This window comes from Rhodococcus sp. IEGM 1409 (genome assembly GCF_030056735.1).
In the GTDB taxonomy this organism is placed as follows: domain Bacteria; phylum Actinomycetota; class Actinomycetes; order Mycobacteriales; family Mycobacteriaceae; genus Rhodococcus_F.
In genome coordinates, this window is the sequence record NZ_JASHKN010000002.1 from 456,875 (window position 1) to 475,435 (window position 18,561).

General features: G+C 63.8%; 16 protein-coding genes and 1 pseudogene. 12 read left to right on the plus strand and 5 right to left on the minus strand.

The features are described 5' to 3' along the window. The first annotated feature begins 73 nt into the window (after positions 1–73). Positions 74–1,039 carry a class 1b ribonucleoside-diphosphate reductase subunit beta gene (nrdF, locus tag QM716_RS08120; RefSeq protein WP_003944744.1) on the plus strand — a complete coding sequence of 322 codons (966 nt, stop codon included), beginning with the start codon at positions 74–76 and terminating at the stop codon, positions 1,037–1,039. A gap of 73 nt (positions 1,040–1,112) precedes the next feature. On the opposite strand, the gene QM716_RS08125 is transcribed toward nrdF, so the two are convergent. The 3 genes from QM716_RS08125 to QM716_RS08135 form a co-directional block, all read right to left on the minus strand. Then, the gene (locus QM716_RS08125; protein ID WP_283303675.1) at positions 1,113–1,586 is read right to left on the minus strand and encodes an NUDIX hydrolase; all 474 of its coding nucleotides are present in this window, start codon (positions 1,584–1,586) and stop codon (positions 1,113–1,115) included. Between the two features lie 66 nt (positions 1,587–1,652). Then, positions 1,653–2,729 (minus strand): iron-siderophore ABC transporter substrate-binding protein, encoded by a 1,077-nt coding sequence (locus QM716_RS08130; RefSeq protein ID WP_502941982.1) that lies wholly within the window; start codon positions 2,727–2,729, stop codon positions 1,653–1,655. Positions 2,730–2,778: 49 nt separating this feature from the next. Then, positions 2,779–3,774: an ABC transporter substrate-binding protein gene (locus QM716_RS08135; RefSeq protein ID WP_283303676.1), complete on the minus strand. Its 996-nt coding sequence runs from the start codon at positions 3,772–3,774 to the stop codon at positions 2,779–2,781. A 350-nt stretch (positions 3,775–4,124) separates the two neighbouring features. Between QM716_RS08135 and ctaD the strand changes: the two genes are divergently transcribed. The 4 genes from ctaD (at position 4,125) to yczE (ending at position 8,884) form a co-directional block, all read left to right on the plus strand. Beyond that, the gene (ctaD, locus tag QM716_RS08140) at positions 4,125–5,915 is read left to right on the plus strand and encodes an aa3-type cytochrome oxidase subunit I (protein ID WP_020907234.1); all 1,791 of its coding nucleotides are present in this window, start codon (positions 4,125–4,127) and stop codon (positions 5,913–5,915) included. A 116-nt stretch (positions 5,916–6,031) separates the two neighbouring features. After that, complete coding sequence (gene serB, locus QM716_RS08145; RefSeq protein ID WP_020969288.1) at positions 6,032–7,252, plus strand: phosphoserine phosphatase SerB; 1,221 nt, start codon at positions 6,032–6,034, stop codon at positions 7,250–7,252. Between the two features lie 53 nt (positions 7,253–7,305). After that, positions 7,306–8,052, plus strand: coding sequence for a peptidyl-tRNA hydrolase (locus QM716_RS08150; protein ID WP_283303979.1), 747 nt, complete (start codon positions 7,306–7,308; stop codon positions 8,050–8,052). Between the two features lie 37 nt (positions 8,053–8,089). Beyond that, positions 8,090–8,884: a membrane protein YczE gene (gene yczE, locus QM716_RS29240; RefSeq protein WP_349307346.1), complete on the plus strand. Its 795-nt coding sequence runs from the start codon at positions 8,090–8,092 to the stop codon at positions 8,882–8,884. Here yczE and glgX read toward each other — a convergent pair. After that, positions 8,797–10,839 (minus strand): annotated as a pseudogene (gene glgX / locus QM716_RS08155) (glycogen debranching protein GlgX); the annotation flags it as partial. The gene yczE and the pseudogene glgX sit on opposite strands and share 88 nt — an antisense overlap. 51 nt (positions 10,840–10,890) lie before the next feature. Between glgX and QM716_RS08160 the strand changes: the two are divergent. The 5 genes from QM716_RS08160 to QM716_RS08180 are packed head-to-tail and all read left to right on the plus strand — an operon-like array spanning position 10,891 to position 15,606. Then, positions 10,891–11,712, plus strand: a complete 822-nt coding sequence (locus tag QM716_RS08160; protein WP_283303678.1) for an ABC transporter ATP-binding protein — start codon at positions 10,891–10,893, stop codon at positions 11,710–11,712. Positions 11,713–11,768: 56 nt separating this feature from the next. Then, entirely contained in the window at positions 11,769–12,587 is an 819-nt protein-coding gene (locus QM716_RS08165) for an NUDIX hydrolase (protein WP_283303679.1), read from the plus strand. A 10-nt stretch (positions 12,588–12,597) separates the two neighbouring features. Continuing rightward, positions 12,598–13,377, plus strand: coding sequence for an enoyl-CoA hydratase/isomerase family protein (locus QM716_RS08170; RefSeq protein WP_283303680.1), 780 nt, complete (start codon positions 12,598–12,600; stop codon positions 13,375–13,377). 53 nt (positions 13,378–13,430) lie between these two features. Further along, entirely contained in the window at positions 13,431–14,447 is a 1,017-nt protein-coding gene (locus tag QM716_RS08175) for a class I SAM-dependent methyltransferase (RefSeq protein ID WP_283303681.1), read from the plus strand. 1 nt (position 14,448) lies between these two features. Next, positions 14,449–15,606 carry a THUMP-like domain-containing protein gene (locus QM716_RS08180; RefSeq protein WP_283303682.1) on the plus strand — a complete coding sequence of 386 codons (1,158 nt, stop codon included), beginning with the start codon at positions 14,449–14,451 and terminating at the stop codon, positions 15,604–15,606. Position 15,607: 1 nt separating this feature from the next. Here QM716_RS08180 and QM716_RS08185 read toward each other — a convergent pair whose 3' ends face one another. Further along, positions 15,608–16,915 carry an outer membrane protein assembly factor BamB family protein gene (locus QM716_RS08185; protein WP_283303683.1) on the minus strand — a complete coding sequence of 436 codons (1,308 nt, stop codon included), beginning with the start codon at positions 16,913–16,915 and terminating at the stop codon, positions 15,608–15,610. A gap of 137 nt (positions 16,916–17,052) precedes the next feature. On the opposite strand from QM716_RS08185, the gene QM716_RS08190 reads away from it, so the two are divergent. Beyond that, complete coding sequence (locus QM716_RS08190) at positions 17,053–17,817, plus strand: acyltransferase (RefSeq protein WP_283303684.1); 765 nt, start codon at positions 17,053–17,055, stop codon at positions 17,815–17,817. A 97-nt stretch (positions 17,818–17,914) separates the two neighbouring features. Then, on the plus strand, positions 17,915–18,550 hold the full coding sequence (locus QM716_RS08195; protein ID WP_283303685.1) for a maleylpyruvate isomerase family mycothiol-dependent enzyme: 636 nt from the start codon (positions 17,915–17,917) through the stop codon (positions 18,548–18,550). Positions 18,551–18,561 lie beyond the last annotated feature (11 nt).

Consider the following 18,561-nt stretch of genomic DNA (forward strand, 5'->3'; position numbering starts at 1 on the left):
CTCCGCCCCTGTGCGCCTTTTTTGGTAGTGACTGCTACCGAAAAGGCGCACAACCGAACGAAGTGAGGAACTAATGGTCAAGCTGGTCAGTCGCGTTTCCGCCATCAACTGGAACCGCGTCCAGGACGAGAAGGACGCCGAGGTGTGGGATCGCCTCGTCAGCAACTTCTGGCTGCCCGAAAAGGTGCCGGTCTCCAACGACATCCCATCCTGGGGAACGCTGACCGCGCAGGAGCAGCAGCTCACGATGCGTGTCTTCACGGGTCTGACGTTGCTCGACACCATTCAGGGAACCGTCGGCGCAGTCAGCCTCATCCCCGACGCAATCACTCCCCACGAAGAAGCGGTCTACACCAACATCGCCTTCATGGAATCGGTGCACGCCAAGAGCTACAGCTCTATCTTCTCGACGCTGTGCTCCACCCCGGACATCGACGACGCGTTCCGCTGGTCGGAGGAGAACCCCAACCTGCAGCGCAAGGCGCAGATCGTTCTCGACTACTACAACGGTGAATCGCCGCTCAAGCGCAAGGTCGCCTCGACGCTCCTCGAGAGCTTTCTCTTCTACTCCGGCTTCTACCTGCCGATGTACTGGTCCTCGCGAGCCAAGCTCACCAACACCGCAGACCTTATCCGCCTCATCATCCGCGACGAGGCCGTGCACGGGTACTACATCGGCTACAAGTACCAAAAGGGCCTCGAACAGCTCACCGAGGCCGAGCGTGAAGAGCTCAAGAACTACACGTTCGAGTTGCTCTTCGAGCTCTACGAGAACGAGGTCGACTACACGCAGGACCTCTACGACGGCGTCGGTCTGACCGAGGACGTCAAGAAGTTCCTGCGCTACAACGCCAACAAGGCACTCAACAACCTCGGCTACGAAGGCCTCTTCCCGAAGGACGAGACGGACGTCAATCCGGCTATCCTGTCGGCACTTTCACCGAATGCGGACGAGAATCACGACTTCTTCTCCGGCTCAGGTAGCTCCTACGTCATCGGCAAGGCCGTCAACACCGAAGACGACGACTGGGACTTCTAGAGCGCCTATATCAAACGAAGCCCGACTCCTGCACACGCAGGAATCGGGCTTCGGTGGTATTTGGGGGAGCGGACTAGCGCAGAAACCAGGCTTCCGGCTTGTCCTGCAACGCTTTTGCGAGGCGTAGCCGCGAGGTTTCCGTCATGTCCGAAGGCAGTTCGTCCGGCGCGAACCACGCGACCTCGAGGTTTTCGTCGTCCGCCACATGCGCTTCTCCGCCGGTCCACTTGGCCAGGAAGCACACGTCCAAGTACTGAGTCACGTCGCCGTTGGGGTACGTAATGGGCTCTGTGACATCAACACTCGTGATCCGAATCAATTCGGCGTCGACTCCGGTTTCTTCCTTCGCCTCCCGCACCGCCGCCGACGACGGTTCCTCGCCGGGCTCGAGAACGCCGGACACGACGGCCCATTGACCGTTGTCGGCTCGGCGGGTGAGCAGGACCCGGCCGTCGTCGTCGCGGATCACGACGCTCACTCCGGACAGCCAGAGCGGCGCATGACCGACCTTCTCGCGCAGGGCGACAATGAATTCGGGGATCGGCATGGTCAGAAACCGAACATCACAGTTGTGGCGAGCCGCCTCGAGTGTGGGAGTAGTGGTTCGTTCCGGTCAGCTCGCATATCCGTTCAAGGTTCCCTTCAGGTCCGCCAATACGGCCCGGGCGGCGGTCATCCCGTTTCCGTTCCAGATTTCATCCTCCGCCACGAACGCACGCCGGTCGGTGGCGGCAGCGAGGTCCTGCCACTGGTCGCTCTTCATGATCTCGGTGCCGTAGGTACGGCCGTTCGGCCCGTCGAAGAGGACGTAGATCAAGTCGCCTTCTGCTGCGCTGAGATCGTCGGCCGGAATCGGTGCTGTGGTCGCATCGGTCAATCGCTGTGCCGGTGGGCGCCGGACGCCGACGTCGCTGAGGATCTGTCCGGCGAAGGACGCGGGACCCTCGATCTGCAGGTCCTTCGAACCGAACCGAACCACTGATGCCTGCGTCTGTGATGCATTCAATGCGTCGCCGAGTTGCACGACGTCCTGCTGGTATCGATCGAGTTCCGCAGCAGCCGCTGACGAGCGGCCCAGTGCCTGACCGGCGAGCGCGAACTGCGCTTTCCAGTACACAGGATCGGAGCCGGCGAACACGGTGGGCGCGATGGCGCCGAGTTGCACGTACAAACCGTCGGACGCCGGACTCGACCCGAGGATCAAGTCCGGCGCGGCGGACTTCACGGCGTTGACGTCAGGTGCGCTCACGGGGCCGACACTCGGAATCTCCGAGATGCCGAAACCGAGGTACGACGGTTGAGGCGAGTCGACGCCGGTCGCAGCGCCCACTACGCGCTCCCACAGTCCGAGGGCACACACGGCGTCCATCGAGACGCTGTCGAGGACCACGATCCGTTGGGGATCGGAAGGAACCTCGGTTTCGCCCGCGGTGTGCACGACTCGACGCTTCACATCGGGACCAGCGCCCGGGTCGGCCTGCGTCGGCGTGGGGCACGCGGCGGCTGTGTCGCGTTCGATGCCCATCACACCGGCACCGGCGATCGACGTGGTGGTCCGGACGATGGTGCTCGCGGGCTCGTCCGACGAGTCGGACGAGCACCCGCCGAGAACGAGCATCGTGGCGGCGATCCCCAGGATCGAGACACGACGAATGGACGTGCGGGCGGTCGTGCGTGAGAGAACAGACAAGTCGACGGCTTCCTGTGTGAGCGGGCGCCGTTCAGGTTAGCTGCTCGACTCAGCTGTTCTGCTTGTCCACCTCGAACGTGTCCGAGAGGTCGTCGAGGATCATGTGCGCGCCTTGGATGCTGACCGGCGACATCCAACGTGAATCGTCCACGTCTACCTTGCGTCCTCGAAGGGTCTGCCACAGCGGGCTCTCGAGGAACGGCTTCGCAGCTTCGGCGCTCTTGCCCTCGGCGTCCTGCCAGGTGCTGATGAAGATGACGTCCGCGTCGGCCTCGTTGATCAGCTCGGGGCTGATCTTCATCATGATGTTGCCGGCGTCGGCGGGGTCGGGTCCCTGATTGTCCGGGCGCTTCAGTCCTGCGTCCTGAAGAACGATGCCGCTGAACGAGGTGGTGCGGTAGAGGCGTGCGGTCGGTTCACCGGCGAACCGGACCACCGAGATGACCGGGTTGTTGGCCTTCTCGTTGATTTCCTTGCCGACGGTGGCCGCTCGGGTTTCGTACGTGGTGATCTTCGACTCGGCCAAAGACTCCTTGCCCAGCGCTTCACCGACCAGGCGAATGTTGTCCTTCCACGTCGGGCCGGTCGTCTGGGTGAAGACGGTCGGTGCGATCGCTGACAGCTGTTCGTAGTTCTTCCCGTCGCGGACCTCGGCGGAGATGATGAGGTCGGGCTGCAGTGCTGCAATCTTCTCCAGGCTTGCGCTGCTGACCGTGCCGACCGAGACGGCGTCCGCGGCGAATTCCTCCCGGGAGGATCCGAGGTAGTCGGGCAGGCCAGGTTCGCGGTAGTCGACATAGCCGACGAGCGGGGATTCGAGGAGAAGGACGGCGTCGGTGAAGCTGTTGTCGAGCGCGACGATCCGCTGGGGTGCAGCCGGGATTTCGGTGCTTCCGCGGAAGTGTTCGATGGTGCGGGGGAATGCACCCGACTCGGTCGAGGTGGTGCTTGCAGCCGGCTCGTCGTTGCTCGAGCAGGCCGGAACGACCAAGGCGATCGAGGCTGCGACCGCTACCAGCGCGGCACGGCGGGGAAAGAATTTCACTGATTGACTCCTGAGATGAGTTAGGTGAGGGTGACCTTATCAGTGAAGGAGTTGGCCGAAAACGGACACCGGCCGAGATCTTCGACGGGTGCGACACGCCGATTCGGAAGTGGGTTCGGACTCCCCAGGGAACATAAACCGCAGGTCGTTCGTTCGGTTCCCCGAAAAACGGATGCTCGAGTACGACGCAGAGTAGGACCGGGTCGCGGTGCCTCGGAGTCACGGTCTACGATTCGATGAGCGCAAGCCAGAAGCCGTTGTCCGCAGCCCGGGCGACGGACCCTGCGGGCGCAACCAAGGGCTCTGTAACGGAGTCTGCGGAGCGACCAAAGGCACATTCAGGAGGATCAGTGACTGCCGTAGCGCCCCAGCCAGTCCCCACGATAGCGCCGGCCAGGCCTTACCCGCCGCGGCAGGGACCCAAGGGCTCATTCATTTTCAAGATGATCACGACCACCGATCCCAAGGTGCTCGGAATCATGTACTTGGCGACTTCCATCGCCTTCTTCCTCATCGGTGGCCTCATGGCACTGATGATGCGTGCCGAACTTGCTGTACCCGGCATGCAATTCCTTTCCAATGAACAGTTCAACCAGCTGTTCACCATGCACGGCACGATCATGCTGCTGCTGTACGCGACCCCGATCGTCTTCGGCTTCGCGAACTACATTCTTCCGCTCCAGATCGGTGCGCCCGACGTTGCGTTCCCGCGTCTGAACGCGTTCAGCTACTGGCTGTACCTGTTCGGCGCGATCATCACGACGGCCGGATTCGTCACGCCCGGTGGCGCAGCAGACTTCGGTTGGACGGCATACACGCCGCTCACCAGCGCGCTGCACAGCCCCGGCGTCGGCGCCGACCTGTGGGTCTTGGGTCTGGCTGTCGCCGGCCTCGGCACCATCCTCGGTGGCGTCAACATGGTCACCACCGTGATCTGCCTGCGCGCGCCCGGTATGACCATGTTCCGCATGCCGATCTTCACCTGGAACATCTTCATCACCAGCATCCTGATCCTGCTGGCGTTCCCGCTGCTGACCGCTGCATTCATGGGCCTGTTCGTCGACCGCCATCTCGGTGGACACATCTTCGACCCGGCGACAGGCGGTGTGCTCCTGTGGCAGCACCTGTTCTGGTTCTTCGGTCACCCCGAGGTGTACATCATCGCGCTGCCGTTCTTCGGCATCGTCTCGGAGATCTTCCCGGTCTTCAGCCGTAAGCCGATCTTCGGCTACAGCGGCCTGGTTTACGCAACGCTGGCCATCGCCGCTCTGTCGATCGCGGTGTGGGCTCACCACATGTACGCAACCGGCGCTGTTCTCCTGCCGTACTTCTCGTTCATGACGTTCCTGATCGCCGTGCCGACAGGTGTGAAGATCTTCAACTGGATCGGAACGATGTGGAAGGGGCAATTGACCTTCGAATCGCCGATGCTGTTCTCGATCGGCTTCCTGATCACCTTCCTCTTCGGTGGTCTGTCGGGTGTCATCCTCGCGAGCCCGCCGCTCGACTTCCACGTCACGGACAGCTACTTCGTCGTCGCCCACTTCCACTACGTGGTCTTCGGCACGGTCGTGTTCGCCACGTACGCCGGTATCTACTTCTGGTTCCCGAAGATGACCGGTCGCATGATGGACGAGCGCCTCGGTAAGTGGCACTTCTGGACCACGTTCGTCGGTTTCCACGGCACGTTCCTCGTGCAGCACTGGCTCGGTGCCGAAGGCATGCCGCGCCGTTACGCCGACTACCTGCCCTCGGACGGATTCACGGTTCTGAACTCGGTGTCCACGATCTTCGCCTTCGTACTCGGTGCCTCGACGCTTCCGTTCATCTGGAACGTCTTCAAGAGTTACCGCTACGGCGAAGTTGTCACCGTCGACGATCCATGGGGCTACGGAAACTCGCTGGAGTGGGCAACAACCTGCCCGCCGCCGCGTCACAACTTCACCGAGTTGCCGCGCATCCGTAGCGAGCGTCCGGCGTTCGAACTGCATTACCCGCACATGGTTGAGCGGATGCGCGCGGAAGCGCACGTCGGCCCGGGCCACGGTGGGAAGAATGCCAGCACCGTGCTCGAAGATGCTCGTCACGAGCCGCTGACAGTCGGGGACGAAGGCGACCCCGGCACCGACAGCCGCTCCTGAACGAAGTAACACACTGAAGTGACCAGCGAAGGCCCCGCCCGAGTAACGGGTGGGGCCTTTCGCTTGGCACAATAGTGACGATAAAGACGCGAACGAAGAAACGATCGGAGTTTTCGGTGGGTGCCTCTGACACCACTGTTCTGGTGACTGTGACCGGGCCGGACCGCCCTGGCGTCACCTCGGTACTGTTCGCGGCGCTGTCGCGGCACGATGTGCGTCTTCTCGACGTGGAGCAGGTGGTGATTCGAGGTCGACTGACACTCGGAGTCATGGTGGCCTGCCCGAACGATCCCGAAGCGCTTCAGGAAGAACTCGAACAGGCGATGGCGACGGTCGGAATGAACGTCGACATCGAAATCGGTGCCGATCCCGGACGGCCGGCGGTGTCCACCCACGCGGTAGTTGTTCTCGGCAGCCCGGTCAATGCTCGCGCTATGCGATCGGTTGCACGCGAACTCGCGAAGCAGGGCGCCAACATCGATTCCATCCGTGGTGTCGCCGATTATCCCGTCACCGGTCTGGAACTCAGCGTCAGTGCGGCGGATACTGTCGACGGCGACGCGAAGCTGCGCACCGGACTCGCCGAGGTCGCTGCTCTCGAGAACGTCGACATCGCAGTCGAGCGGGCAGGTCTCGCTCGCCGGGCCAAGCGTCTGATCGTGTTCGACGTGGACTCGACGCTCGTACAGGGCGAGGTCATCGAGATGCTGGCCGCGAAGGCCGGCGTCGAAGACGAGGTCCGCGCCGTCACCGAAGCTGCGATGCGCGGCGAGATCGACTTCACCGAATCACTGCACCAGCGGGTTGCCACACTCGCCGGTCTCGACGCCTCAGTCATCGACGAGGTGGCAGAGAGCATCGAACTGACGCCGGGTGCGCGCACCACCATTCGTACCCTGCGCCGTCTCGGATTCCACTGCGGAGTCGTGTCCGGTGGCTTTCGTCAGGTCATCGAGGGCCTCGCGCATGAACTCGAACTGGACTTCGTACACGCCAACACCCTCGAGATCGTCGACGGCAAGCTGACCGGTCGTGTGATCGGTGAGATCGTGGACCGCGCCGCAAAGGCCGTAGCGCTGCGCAAGTTCGCCGACCAGGTCGGTGTGCCGATGGAACAGACCGTCGCCGTCGGTGACGGTGCCAACGACATCGACATGCTCAACGCCGCGGGCCTGGGTGTGGCGTTCAATGCCAAGCCTGCACTGCGAGAGGTCGCGGATGCGGCTCTGTCGCATCCCTTCCTCGATGCGGTGCTGTTCATTCTCGGTGTGACTCGCGACGAGGTCGAGGCGGCAGACGCCGTCGACGGTGGCGTACGACGCGTACCGATTCCATGAGTTCCGATTCAGCAGTCAGTTCCGATCCAGCAGTCAGCTCCGAGCCCGCACTGATGTCCGGCCCCGACGCCGGCTGGCGCGAGCGTCACGCGGTGTTGGCCGCTGGGTACGGTGGGCAAGACGATCCTGCGGATCCGGCGCTGGTGTTGGCGATGCCGATCATTCTCCACATTCCGAAGGCAGACCCGCCGAAGCGCACTGCACTGCTCGAGGCTGCGGCAACCGCGGCAGTGGCGCTGTGCCTGGACGAACGCGTCGGGTTCACCGAAGACGGGGAACCAGGCCCGTGGCACGAGGACTATTCAGCCTGGGTGGGTGCCCGGATCCGGAAGGTGTCTCGTCGAGCGCGAGGTGCTCAGTGGCTTGCCACGCAGGAGGTGCCGGGCATCACCGTCGACGTGGATGGTGCCCAGGCGCGGGCTCTGGTTCCCGGGCCGGTCGGAGAACTGGACCCGAGAATCAAGAAGTTGCAGATCGGTGGCACCGATCTCGAGCACGACGAGCCTGGCCCGCCGGAGCCCGGTCTGCCGGTGCTGTGGATCGACTCGGCGCTCGAGATGACGGTAGGCAAGGCGTCGGCACAGGTCGGGCATGCCTCGATGTTGTTGGCAGCGGCCATGTCAGAGGAACAATGCTGGACCTGGGCGCACAACGACTTTCGCTGCTCGGTCCGCGACGCAAGTCCGAAACAGTGGGCCGACGCAGTGGCGCGATTGAAGAAGTCGGAGGCCGTCGCGGTTCGTGATGCGGGGTTCACGGAAGTGGCACCAGGTTCCATGACAGTCATCGCGGTTCCGTAGAGACTCAACCAACCAGTCCAGTATCGGCATCTTGGCTATGGATGAACAGTCCAGTGGCCTTCAGGATGGTCGAGTGTTGATACGGAGATTTGCCTCGCTATTCGTCGGTCTGTGGTTGTACGGGTTCTCGATGGCCATGATGATCACAGCAGGTCTCGGCCTCGATCCGTGGGATGTGTTTCATCAGGGTGTGGCAGAGCACGTTTCGCTCAGTTTCGGCGTGATCACTGCAATTACCGGTGCTGCGGTGCTGCTGCTCTGGATTCCGATCCGTCAGCGGCCGGGATTCGGCACGGTCGCCAATGTGGTGGTGATTGCCATCTCGGTGGATACTTCACTGGCCTTCTTGCCGGTCTTCGATTTCATGCCAGTTCGCGCTGCCATCATGGTCGGGGGAATCCTCCTCAACGGACTGGCTAGCGTTCTCTACATCGGCGCCGGCATGGGGCCGGGTCCTCGCGACGGATTGATGACCGGATTGGTCGCGCGCACCGGCCTGTCGGTCAGGCTTGTGCGTACCAGCATCGAAATCGCGGTCCTCGCTACCGGATGGCTTCTCGGTGGAACCGTTGGCGTCGGAACCGTGCTGTACGCCTTCGGAATCGGACCGACCATTCAATTCCTGATCAAGGTGCTGCCGGATTCCATGACCGCAGCGCTTACCGGCGGACGTGACACCGAACGTAAGGCCAAGACCGTGGGTCCGGTCAACGAAATCTCGGTGCCGACGGGAACTTCCGCGGTCGAGGCAGGTTCTCCGGTCGGTGACGCCGAATCGAATGAGGCAGTCAAGGTGCCGTCGAACCATTCCGGAGTTCCGACGGTGACCTGAGCCGATCCGCCGGAATGCAGGATCAGGAGCCAACTGTCGTCACCGAGAGGGCGCCCGGTCCGCGTGTGAGACCGAACGTCGGCGCCGTCGATCCAGGCCTGCAGGGTTCGGTGAGTCTCGTCGTACCACGCAGTGTCGTCGAACTCGATGCCGGCAGCGTCGAACCAAACGAGGTCCGGGTGTTCCAGTCTTCGTCTGCCTTCGAAGAATTCGGGCTGACGCAATGCCGGTGCCGCTCGGCGTAGTCCGAGCGCTCGGGAGACGAATCGCACCAGCGACTGATCGGCGCTCGTCCAGTCCAGTGCCCACGACTGGGCGGGGGAGGCAAGTGCGGGAACACAATACGCGTTGTTGTTCCCGCCCAGGCTGTGGCCGAACTCGTCACCGGCGGTGAGCATCGGTGTACCTGTCGACAGCACGAGCGTGGCCAGCAGCGCCCGTACGTGGCGCGCCCTGGCGTCCTGAATCTCGGGATCGGTGCTCGGGCCTTCGATTCCGTGGTTGAACGAATCGTTGTGATCGGCGCCGTCACGATTGTCTTCCCCGTTGGCCTCGTTGTGCTTGTGGTTGTAGGCGACCAGATCGGCAGCAGTGAACCCGTCGTGCGCCGTGACGAAGTTGATCGATGCCCAGGGGCGACGGCCGCTGCCGGCAAAGATATCCTCGGAACCGGCGAGGCGCGACGCGACCTTCCGGACGCTGGAGCCGCCGTTCCAGAACTGGCGAATGGTGCTGCGGTACTTGTCGTTCCATTCGGACCACTGGAGTCCGAAGTTTCCGACCTGGTAACCGTCGGCAGTCGCATCCCACGGTTCGGCGATGAGCTTGCGCCGCGTCAGTACCGGATCGGAGGAGATGGCCGACAGGATGGACGCGCGCTGATCGAAACCGCCGCCGCGCGGCCGACCCAACGCGCTCGCGAGATCGAATCGAAAGCCGTCGACACCCATTTCGGTGGCCCAGTAACGGAGGCTGTCGGTGATCATGCGGACGGCGATGGGGGAGCAGGCGTCGACCGTGTTGCCACACCCGGTCAGATCGATGTCGCGGCCGTCGCCGTCGAGAAGGTAGTAGCCGGGGCCGTCCAAACCTCGCCAGCTGACGCTGATTCCTTCGACGCTCTGCTCGCAGGTGTGGTTGTAGACGACGTCGAGGATGACCTCGATTCCTGCCGAGTGAAGTGCGTCGACCATGATCCGGAACTCGGTGACTTCGCCGCCCGGCGTTGCCGCGTATCCGGGATGCGGGGCGAAGTACGACGCCGTCGAGTATCCCCAGTGGTTGCGCATCCCTCGCTCGCGGACGCTGTGTTCGGTCAGAAACGCCTGCACGGGAAGCAGTTCCACGGCAGTGACGCCGAGTGAGACGAGATGATCGATAACGGCCGGCGCGGTCAGACCGAGGTACGTTCCGCGGTGGGCTGCGGGAACTCCTGGATGCGTGGCGGTGTATGCGCCCACATGCAGCTCGTAGATCACGCTTTCCTCCCACGGCGTCTCGAGGCGGGCGCAGGCGGGCGCGAGGCCTGGGGTCACCACGGACAGTGGCACGTGGCCGAGCGAGTCGAGCGTCGACGGGTCGCCGAAGGGATCCTCGGCGTACGACAGGAGGGCACGGTGATCGCCGAGATCCCCCTCGATGCGGCGCGCCCACGGATCGACGAGCAGCTTGTGTGGATTCAGTCTCAGCCCGGCGCGCGGATTCCACGGGCCGCTCGCCCGAATTCCGTATCGCTGCCCCGCACCGACCCCGGCGATGACTCCGTGCCAGATTCCGTACGTGTGTTGCCGGAGTTCGACGCGATCTTCGTTTCCGCCCTGGTCGATCAGGCAGATGTGGACGCTCGACGCGGCCGGTGCGTGGACCGCGAACTGAGTTCCGGAGTCCACGATGTGGGCGCCGAGGGGGAACGGAGACCCGGGCGTCGGGGTGTGAGTTTCGATGAGAGGCGACACGCAAGATGATCCTGCCGTGAACGGCCGGAGAATGTGCGGGAAGATGTTCGGGTGCCGCTACCTGATCCAGATCTGCTCATCGATTTCGACAACGTACTCATCCGCCGGGGAGGGTCCACTCTCGTGGGTCCGGTCACCTGGAAAGTGGAGCTCGACGAGCGATGGGTGGTGCTCGGACCCAACGGCGCCGGCAAGACGTCGCTGCTGCGAATAGCGGCCGGTGAAACTTTCCCGACCAGTGGTTCTGCCCACCTCCTCGGTGAAGTTCTCGGCAAGGTCGACGTCAACGAGTTGCGTCCCCGAATCGGGTTGTCCTCGTCGTCGCTGGCGAACCGCGTTCCCGGCGACGAGAAGGTCAGCGATCTCGTCGTGTCGGCGGGCTACGCCGTTCTCGGGCGGTGGCGTGAGGAGTACGAATCCATGGACACCTCGCGCGCTGTGGAGATGCTCGAAAGCCTCGGCGCCGAGCACCTGGCGGATCGGACGTACGGGACGCTTTCCGAAGGCGAGCGCAAGCGCGTCCTCATCGCGCGAGCCTTGATGACCGATCCCGAACTTCTTCTTCTGGACGAGCCGGCAGCCGGCCTCGATCTCGGGGGCCGAGAGGAACTTGTGGCCAGGCTCGCCGAACTGGCTGCCGATCCGGACGCCCCGGCAACCGTTCTGATCACCCATCACGTCGAGGAAATCCCGCCGGGGTTCACTCACGCACTCCTTCTCAAGGAAGGTGAGGTTGTCTCCCAGGGTCTTCTGGACGACGTCATCACCGCCGAAAATCTGAGCACGGCATTCAGCCAGTCCATCAGCCTCGACAAGGCGGACGGCCGATACTTCGCGCGCCGCGCGAGGCCGTCCGGAGCTCATCGCGCGTGAGCTTCAGTGGGACCTGAAATGCGGCCCAGATCACAGATCGCGTAGGTTCGCGAAGCATGGCTAACGAGAATGCACGTGCTGTCCCCGAGCCCAAAGATGCGTCGACCGTCATCTTGGTGCGCGATGCCGAATCCGGTATCGAGATCTTCCTGCTTCAGCGAGTGCAGGGGATGGCCTTTGCCGGGGGCATGACGGTCTTCCCCGGCGGCGGCGTCGACAAGTCCGACGCGACGGCCGAGGTCGAGTGGGCCGGCCCGTCGGTCGAGTGGTGGGCCGAGCGGTTCAGCACGGATGTGGCTCGGGCGAAGGCCCTCGTCTTGGCTGCGGTACGGGAAACGTTCGAGGAGTGCGGCGTCCTGCTCGCCGGACCGACCGCGGACACCGTCGTGGCCGACACGGCCGGCTACGCGCACGACCGGGTTGCCCTCGAAAAGCACGAGCTGTCGTTCAGCGATTTCCTGAACAAGGAGAACCTGGTCCTGCGAACAGATCTGCTGCGGCCGTGGGCGAACTGGATCACGCCGGTGGGCGAGACCCGCCGCTACGACACACGCTTCTTCGTCGCAGCGTCACCGACCGGACAGATTGCAGACGGAGTCACCTCCGAGGCCGCCGAGGTTCGTTGGCAGAGCCCGCGGGACGCGCTGGCGCACTGGCGGGAGGGTGGCAGCATCCTCTTGCCGCCGACGTGGAGTCAGCTGACCGAATTGGCCAAGTTCAGCTCGGTGGCGGAGATACTCGCAGCCGAGCCGGAGATCCCCGTCATCCTGCCTACGCTGATCACCGACGAGGAAACCCTGCGCGTGGAATTCCCGAACCAGGACGGCTACTACACGGCCGGACCGCATCCGTGGTCGATCAAGGCGGCAAAGTAGCCTCTCGATCATGGCTGAATTTGTGACTCTCGAAGTTTCCGAAGGCATCGGCACCATCCGTCTGGCGCGCCCGCCCATGAACGCACTGAACCGTCAGGTTCAGGACGAGTTGGCCGCTGCCGCACACGCTGCGACCGTCGACAAGGCGGTCAAGGCCGTCATCGTCTACGGCGGGGAGAAGGTCTTTGCTGCCGGCGCTGACGTCAAGGAAATGGCCGAGATGGACTACGGCCAGATCCGTGACGCGATCGGCGGCATGCAGGCAGGACTCGGCGCCGTGGCGTCCATCCCGAAGCCCACCGTTGCCGCGATTACCGGATACGCACTCGGTGGCGGACTCGAAGTTGCACTGTCGGCCGATCGCCGGATCGTCGGAGACAATGCCAAGCTCGGAGTTCCGGAGATTCTGCTCGGAATCATTCCCGGTGGCGGCGGAACGCAGCGCCTGGCTCGTCTGATCGGTCCGGCCAAGGCCAAGGATCTGGTATTCACCGGCCGTTTCGTCGGGGCTGACGAGGCGTTGGCCATCGGGTTGGTCGACGAGGTCGTCGCTCCCGACGACGTGTACACCGCAGCCCGCACGTGGGCCTCGCAGTTCGTCGGGGGCGCGTCGCGCGCGTTGGCTGCTGCCAAGGCGGCCATCGACGAGGGTCTGAACACCGACGTGGAATCCGGTCTGAAGATCGAGCAACATCTGTTCGCCGGATTGTTCGCGACCAAGGATCAGACGATCGGCATGGAGTCGTTCATCGCCAACGGTCCGGGCAAGGCCGAGTTCACGGGCGAGTAGGCTCCCCTAAACTAGAACTTGTTCATCTCTTACCAGCGAGTAGGATAGCCGCCATGACAGCCAGCCCGAATGACGACGCAACCGTCACGCCGCCCGCCGCTACCGACACCTCGGTAGTCGACCCCGCGCCGCGGCCGCACGCCACGGCCGAAGAGGTCGAGGCCGCTCGTAAGGACACCAAGCTCGCCCAGGTGCTCTACCACGACTGGGAAGCCGAAACCTACGACGACAAGTGGTCCATCTCGTACGACGAGCGCTGCATCGACTACGCACGTGGTCGTTTCGACGCCGTCGCGGGCGACCAACCGCTCCCGTACGAGCGCGCCCTCGAACTGGGTTGCGGCACCGGATTCTTCCTCCTCAACCTGATGCAGGGTGGAGTCGCCAAAACCGGTTCGGTCACCGACCTCTCGCCCGGCATGGTCAAGGTCGCACTGCGTAATGCCGAAAGCCTGGGCCTGCCGGTCGACGGCCGTGTAGCCGACGCCGAGACCATTCCGTACGAGGACAACACCTTCGACCTGGTTGTCGGCCACGCCGTGCTGCACCATATTCCGGACGTCGAGAAGTCGCTGCGTGAGGTCCTTCGTGTTCTCAAGCCCGGCGGCCGTTTCGTCTTTGCCGGTGAGCCCACCACTGTCGGCAACTTCTACGCTCGCTGGCTCGGCCGCGCGACGTGGGAAGCAACCACACGCGTGACCAGGCTGCCGTTCCTCGCAGACTGGCGTCGCCCGCAGGAGGAGCTCGACGAGTCTTCTCGTGCAGCAGCTCTCGAAGCCGTCGTCGACATTCACACCTTCGACCCCACGGACCTCGAGAACATGGCGAAGTCCGCCGGCGCCGATCAGGTCCACGCTGCCACCGAGGAGTTCGCCGCGGCTCTCCTCGGCTGGCCTGTCCGTACCTTCGAGGCGGCTGTTCCGCCGGAGAAGCTCGGCTGGGGCTGGGGGCGTTTTGCTTTCGGTGGTTGGAAGACGCTCAGCTGGGTCGACGAGAACGTACTTCGCCACGTCGTTCCTCGCGGATTCTTCTACAACGTCATGATCACCGGCGTGAAGCCCGGCAACTGAATTGGGCTATGACTTCACCCTCGGCGACGTCGATTATCTCGGAAGTGATTCCGGCGTAGCGGCCTTGGCCGAGGTGGATCAGCTCGAGCTGTCCACGCGTACGCGTCTGGCCGACATCGGCCGGGCGCGTACGCGTTTCGGTGATCACATGCCCGCGCTCGTGGACACCGTCCTGCTTCGACGTAAGGCGACCGCCAAACTGCCGGGCAGTGATCAATGGTTGTTCACGGACGACGCGATGCAACAAGCCACTCCTGGCGTTGTCGCGGCGCACCGTGCGCAGCGTCTGATCGGGCGCGACGTCCACGACGTGACGTGCTCCATCGGCGCCGAACTGCACGCATTGACCGGCGTTGCGCATCGCGTGATCGGCAGCGACATCGATTCCGTTCGTTTGGCGATGGCGCAGCGCAATGTGCCGAGCGCAGCATTGTTGCGGGCCGATGCACTCCGCCCGACGACACGCGAAACCGTCGTACTGGCGGACCCCGCCCGGCGATCGGGTGGTCGCCGCACTCATGATCCCGCAGCGCTGATGCCGCCGTTACCAGATCTCATCGAGGCGTACTCCGGCCGTGATCTCGCCGTGAAGTGCGCTCCCGGACTCGATTTCGACAATCTCGGCTGGGACGGCGAAGTCGAGGTCGTCTCGCTCGACGGCGGTGTCAAGGAGGCCTGCCTGTGGTCTTCAGGGCTGGCCGCATCCGGCATCACGCGTCGAGCTTCGGTGCTTCGCTCCGACGGGAGCGGTTGGTCGATCACCGACGCCGAGGACGACGTCATCCCGGAGCAGGCGCCGGGGGAGTGGATCGTCGACCCGGACGGAGCAGTAGTACGCGCGGGCCTCGTGCGCCACTACGCGGCCAGACACGGTCTGTGGCAGCTGGATCCGCGGATCGCCTATCTGACCGGTGACCGGGTCCCTGAGGGCGTTCGCGGATTCCGGATCCTCGAGCAGATCAAGTACTCGGAGAAACTGCTCAAGCAGACGCTGGCCAAGCGGGACTGCGGTGTCGTCGAAATCCTGGTGCGGGGAGTCGACGTCGACCCGGCAGTGCTGCGTCCACGGCTCAAGCTGAAAGGCTCGCTCGCACTGAGCGTCGTGATCGTTCGGATCGGACGATCGGCGTCGGCCTTCATCTGTGAGGCATCCCGCTAGATCACTTGAAGACGAACAGCTCACCGATTGCGCTGGGCGTCAACACTTCGCCCTTGGGACCGATGGAGGTGCCGACGGTGAAGCCGACCGCGCCCGGCAACGTGTCCTGATCCACCGTCTCACCGGTTTCGGTGTCGAAGGTGATCAGGCTCAGTCCGTTCTCGCCCTCGCGGACGACCGTGTATCCGGTGTTTCCGGCGGTCTGTGCCGGAACGCCCAGTTGCAGAAGGTCTTTACGTTCCCAGACCAGTTCGGCGTGATCTCCCTCGTCGCGCACGGCAAGGAGGTGCCCCTTGTCGCCGCCGGCGGGGATGATCAGGCCGTCGTCGGACGTCGAGGCGCTGCCGGCCGAGTTGAAGCCGATGTCGTAATTCCACCGGGGGTCACCGGTTTCGGCGTCCACCGCCCAGAGTGACCCGTTGTTGTCGGTGGCATAAACGGTCTTGCCGTCCTTCGACAGGTCCGGGCTCGACGCAGTCCCACCGGGAAGCGCATCGGTGGACCACTCGCGGGTGATGGACGGATTGTCGCCGCCCGTGTACTTCATGGCGACCAGATCGGCAGCCTCAGAACTGGGCCCGTAGAAGGTGAAGTAGAACTTGCCGGTGCCGAGGTCGACTGCCGGAGTATTGGCCACCGGGCAGCCGGACGTGCCGAGGAAGCACTCGTTCAAACCCGTGTCGTCGGGAATGAGTTCTGCATTCGCGCCCTGGTCGATCGACGGCGGTGGGATCAGATCGAACGACGGAACCACTTTGGCGCCGGTCTGCGGATCGAGCACGTTGATCTGGCCCAGTTGCGTGATGAACAGAAGGTTCCCGTCGCCGGTGAACTGCGACGAGAGTGGGGTACCGACAACAAGCGTGCGCCAACGTAATTGGCCTGTCTCGGTGAACGACATCATCGCGCCGCTCTCGCCGACGTAGACATTGGTGGCCGTGTCGACGATGGGCGTCGAGGCGACTACTCCGTCGTTGAGTCGAGCACACCACTTCTTGCGACCCGAATCCATCTGGAACGAAAAGAGATTGCAGCCGTTCTCGGTGCGGGCGGTGACGAAGCTCTGGCCGTTCGCGGCCACCGAGGCGTACGCGGCAACCGGACCGCCGAGGGGGCGTGACCACGCGAACTCGATATCGCGTGATCCGATGACCGGACTCGTGTCGCTGTTGCGTGCGTCGGCATGCATCGCCGGCCAACCCGCCGACGCGTACCGGTCCACCCGTCCGTCGTCGCTGCCGCAACCGGCGATGAGGACGGCAGCGATCGCCGTCGACACCATCACGGACGACCGTAGGACCCGCCGCATCACAATCTCCCTGCCTTCACTTCGTCAAGAGCCTTCGGTAACTGCACAAGCCCGGACCAGAGACTATCCCGACCGGGGCAACGTGACGGGGCACACCCCGAGGGTCGGTGAGTCGGCCCCACGTAGGCTGAACACTCATGACGAGCATGTGGGGCGCACCGTTGCGCACTCGATGGCGGGGATCACGCCGAGGCGACAGCGATCAGGCCAAGTTCTTGACCGTAGATTCCCTCAAATGGGTTCTGGCGAACAAGGCGTACACACCCTGGTACCTGGTGCGCTACTACCGTCTCGCCAAGTTCAAGATGGCCAACCCGCACGTGATCCTGCGCGGCATGGTGTTCCTCGGCAAGAACGTCGAAATCCACTCCACCCCCGACCTGTCCCGCCTCGAGATCGGGCGCTGGGTGCACATCGGTGACGGCAATGCGATCCGGTGCCACGAAGGCTCGCTGCGCATCGGCGACAAGGTCGTCTTCGGCAAGGACAACGTCGTCAACACCTACCTCGACATCGAAATCGGTGCGTCGACGCTCGTAGCCGACTGGTGCTACATCTGCGACTTCGACCACCGCATGGACGACATCAACACACCGATCAAGGACCAGGGCATCGTCAAGGGCCCCGTCCGTATCGGCCCGGACACCTGGGTTGCCGCCAAGGTCACCGTGCTGCGGAACACCCGCGTCGGACGTGGTTGTGTACTCGGGGCGCACGCCGTCGTCAAGGGAGACATCCCGGACTACAGCATCGCCGTCGGCTCGCCCGCGAAGGCGGTCAAGAACCGCAAGTCCGATTGGGAAGCCGGCGCTGCCGATCGCGCGAAGTACGTCGCGGCGCTCGAGGACATCGCGCGCAAGAAGGCTGCCGCAGACGCTGCCGACGCGTCGTCGACGTCGTAAGTCACTTTTCGACAGAACCCGCGATTACTTTCGGCGCCGCCACCGGTCTGTATCGGTATCGGCGCCGAAAGTCTGCGCCGGTGAAAGGAATGCCGACATGAGCGAACAGACACCCGAATGGGTCGTGGCGCAGCGCCGCGAACTGGTGGGATTTCTCGAAGGCCTGAGCGCAGAGCAGTGGAACGCGCCGACCCTGTGCGACGGGTGGCGGGTCCGGGAAGTGATCGCGCACATCACCATGCCGTACCGATACTCGGCGCCGCGATTCGTCGTGGAAATGGTCAAGTCACGCGGAAATTTCAACAAGATGTCGAATCGGCGAGCGCTCGCTGACGCGTCGGAAGTTGGTGAGCAACAACTGCTCGCATCGCTTCGTGACAACGTTGCACACCCGTGGAAGCCACCGGGCGGCGGCTTCGAGGGCGCGCTCTCGCACGACGTGATCCACGGTCAGGACATTCGCGTGGCACTCGGCGACGATTACGTGGTGCCCGAAGATCGGCTCAGCCGCGTCCTCGGCGGCCTCTCACCCAAAACAGTGAAGTATTTCGGGACCGACCTCGACGGCGCGCGGTTGCGCGCCGACGACCGAGACTGGGAATACGGTGCGGGCGCCGAGGTTCACGGAGCGGCGCAGGATCTGCTGCTGGTGCTGTGCGGCCGGATGTTGCCGCCAGGCCATCTGCTCGGAGATGCGAGTTCTCGCTTCACCGCGCCACTCCCGACCCCCTGAGACTGAGGTCA